The organism is Shewanella sp. DNRA4 (assembly GCF_012843185.1).
GTDB classification, from domain to species: domain Bacteria; phylum Pseudomonadota; class Gammaproteobacteria; order Enterobacterales; family Shewanellaceae; genus Shewanella; species Shewanella xiamenensis.
In genome coordinates this window covers 1-2,532 of record NZ_JABAIP010000030.1, presented here as the reverse complement: position 1 = coordinate 2,532, position 2,532 = coordinate 1, and the positions used below count along the sequence as shown (strand labels likewise).

Here is a 2,532-nt window from a genome sequence, read left to right as displayed (position 1 = left end):
ACATTGTACGCAGTTTTGTGTGGGAGGGATTTGGGGTGCCGATAACGTCACTTATCGGCATTGGCGCGTCATTTCTCCTGCGCTCAGGCTTCGCTCGTCGGCATTCCTTGCCATGCCTTAACGATGTCTAAATGGTTCTTCTGGCGTGACTCTGCGAAGTTCGCCTTGGCAATGTGGGCACTGGATAAAGATGCTATCAAAATCATCATACCACCAAGGCTTATTACAGTTATTGCATTGCAGCTCGGGTTTGTCTTGGCGCTCAACCATGCTGTAGCCGCCAGCGTATGGAATTATTTGCATGATGCAGTGTCCTTAAGTTGTTCTAGCGTGTCATCCAGTTCGCCAAGCAACACGCAGGATTTGGCGACTAATTGCAACTGAGCCTCTTCGGGCGCTAAGCCTTTCAACAAGAACTCGTTGATGACCTGTATGTCATTGCGCAATGCTATGGCGCTATTGATAAGTTCGTTCATGATGTGTCCTTACGGTTTTGCCACGGATAACGGGCTGTTTAACGTAGATTTAGGCATTGCAACCAGCTTTAACCCGAAGCGCTTAAGCTCAAGGCCGCCAAAGTTGTTAATCACAAAGCTAGAGCTATCGATTTGATATTCACCGGCTGGATATGTCTTGGTTGGGTCTTCAACTTGCAGTTTCATTTGAACGGGAAATTTTCCGCCTAAATACGCGTACGCGATTTGCTCATAAATAGTTCGCCCAGGCTTACCATCCTTAGGCGGCATGTTTCGGGCGCTAACGGTAACATCTTCTTGAAATACTTCGATTTTAAACATGGTTATAGCTCCTATGCATAGGCTTTAAATGGTAAAACATTGGATTGTGCAACAACGGGCAACTGATACCAGTGCGGTACAATTAGCGGTTTAACTTCAATGACTTCTGAACGTTTCAGTGTTGGACACATACGGCTTACATCGAATTGCTGGCCGATATCGATACCGATCGCTTTTAGACGGGCTTTATGTTCGTAAAATTGAGTAGATTTAAGGGACTTTCGTAAGTCTGCGCCATGCTGCCACATCAAGGCATAACATTGAGTTGCATTAGCTGCCTGACGGCTTTTCACTACGCCTAACGACATTAATTGGTCTGCTATGGTTTGGTGTTCATCGTGTGATATCTGGATAGTTTTCATGGCGTTCTCTATGTCAGTTAGGTGCGGATAAAAGTCTTGTTCAGTTACTCGGCCATAAAATTGCAGCGTATGACGCTTTAGTAAGGCCTGTCTTAAGCTATGTTCTTCGCGTACAACACCTGTGTTTTCGCAGTATTTAATTAAGTTTTCTAAGTAGTTAAGTCTATCGATGGGCACACCGGCTTTTTTACGGAGTTCTTTGTTTAGATGCCGTTGTAATTCAACAGCTTTGTTGTAGAGCTTGGTCATGACCCAAGTAGAACCTTCGCCCCAGTTGCACGTATGGCCATCGGGATACAACTTCGGTTTACGACCTCGACCGATTTGCATCGATGACATACCACGGATAAACGAGGCCTCTTTGCCCTTGCCTACTTGATGATTCACCGTCCAGTCGATAGCGGTAATTTCAGCGCCATTACCGACAAGCTGAGTGGTTTTGCCGTCTGGCGTTTGGCGGTATGAGATTTGGGTATTTTTGGTGAACGGTGGCAAATCATATTGTGCTAAGACGTGGTTAAAGATCGCCACGCATTCATCAAGCGTCTGTAAGCCAAATAGGTTATCCATACGCTGCCAGCGTGAAGGATTGCCTTCCACCCTCACCCGCTGCCCATCACAACGGATGGTTAATTTGGTGCTGTATGACCCTTCAAGGATTTTTTGGTTAACCGATGGCGGTAAATGTTCGCCTGTTTCGAGTTCGAACCGTTCAATGACATGCCGACCGACCAGCGGCAAATTGCCCTCTGGATGATCTTGTTGCATGAATAAACGGTCGATGAAATACAAGTGCTAAAAACCCTGTCAACAAAAAACTCATACATTTTTATTTCTGTACACTTACATTAAAATGTTATCAGATAATTGGCAACATAAAAATAGGTGTAGACTTAAATTAAAGTAGGGTTAAAGCATGGATAACTTAAACATGAGTATTGGTAGCGTCTTAAGAGATAAACGAATTGCTTTAAACATTAAGCAAGATGACATTGCAGAACAGCTTGGTGTGACTGTTCAAACAGTCAGCAAATGGGAAAGAGATGTCACAGAGCCCAAGGCAAGCCAAGTCGCTCAGTTATCGAAGATTTTACACCTGCCAGAAAAAAGCATCTGTGAAGGTAAATTTGCAAGCGGCAGTGATAACCCTATGGATTTCATGATGAAATTTGGAAAAGTGCTGCATAATGTTAATAGTACCGCGCTAATGATTACCTTATATGATCACATCAATGATGAAGATGCGTTTTTAGAAGATTTACTGAAGCAGACCGATTTGCCAAGAGAGGCTTTTGGACTGAAGTAATTCCGGATGTCCGGAGTTAGTTTGGGTGTAACAGGAACCCAAACCTAAAACCCTGTCGGTCGGGGGG

Annotated in this window: 5 protein-coding genes; 1 reads left to right on the top strand and 4 read right to left on the bottom strand. The window is 44.4% G+C overall.

Annotated features, from left to right (window positions below; translation table 11 throughout):
- Positions 1 to 117: 117 nt before the first annotated feature.
- From HG547_RS20535 to HG547_RS20520, 4 genes are read right to left on the bottom strand one after another with little or no spacing between them, the layout of a single operon-like run.
- Positions 118 to 303 (bottom strand): hypothetical protein, encoded by a 186-nt coding sequence (locus tag HG547_RS20535; protein ID WP_014610579.1) that lies wholly within the window; start codon positions 301 to 303, stop codon positions 118 to 120.
- A complete protein-coding gene (locus HG547_RS20530) occupies positions 294 to 476 on the bottom strand; it encodes a hypothetical protein (RefSeq protein ID WP_014610578.1) in 183 nt (60 codons plus the stop codon). Before HG547_RS20530 ends, HG547_RS20535 begins: the two co-directional genes overlap by 10 nt.
- 9 nt (positions 477 to 485) lie before the next feature.
- Entirely contained in the window at positions 486 to 797 is a 312-nt protein-coding gene (locus HG547_RS20525; RefSeq protein WP_169548855.1) for a single-stranded DNA-binding protein, read from the bottom strand.
- 11 nt (positions 798 to 808) lie between these two features.
- On the bottom strand, positions 809 to 1,927 hold the full coding sequence (locus tag HG547_RS20520; protein WP_248278780.1) for a phage/plasmid replication protein, II/X family: 1,119 nt from the start codon (positions 1,925 to 1,927) through the stop codon (positions 809 to 811).
- Positions 1,928 to 2,075: 148 nt separating this feature from the next.
- Between HG547_RS20520 and HG547_RS20515 the strand changes: the two genes are divergently transcribed.
- On the top strand, positions 2,076 to 2,465 hold the full coding sequence (locus HG547_RS20515) for a helix-turn-helix transcriptional regulator (RefSeq protein WP_169548853.1): 390 nt from the start codon (positions 2,076 to 2,078) through the stop codon (positions 2,463 to 2,465).
- The last annotated feature ends 67 nt before the right edge of the window (positions 2,466 to 2,532 follow it).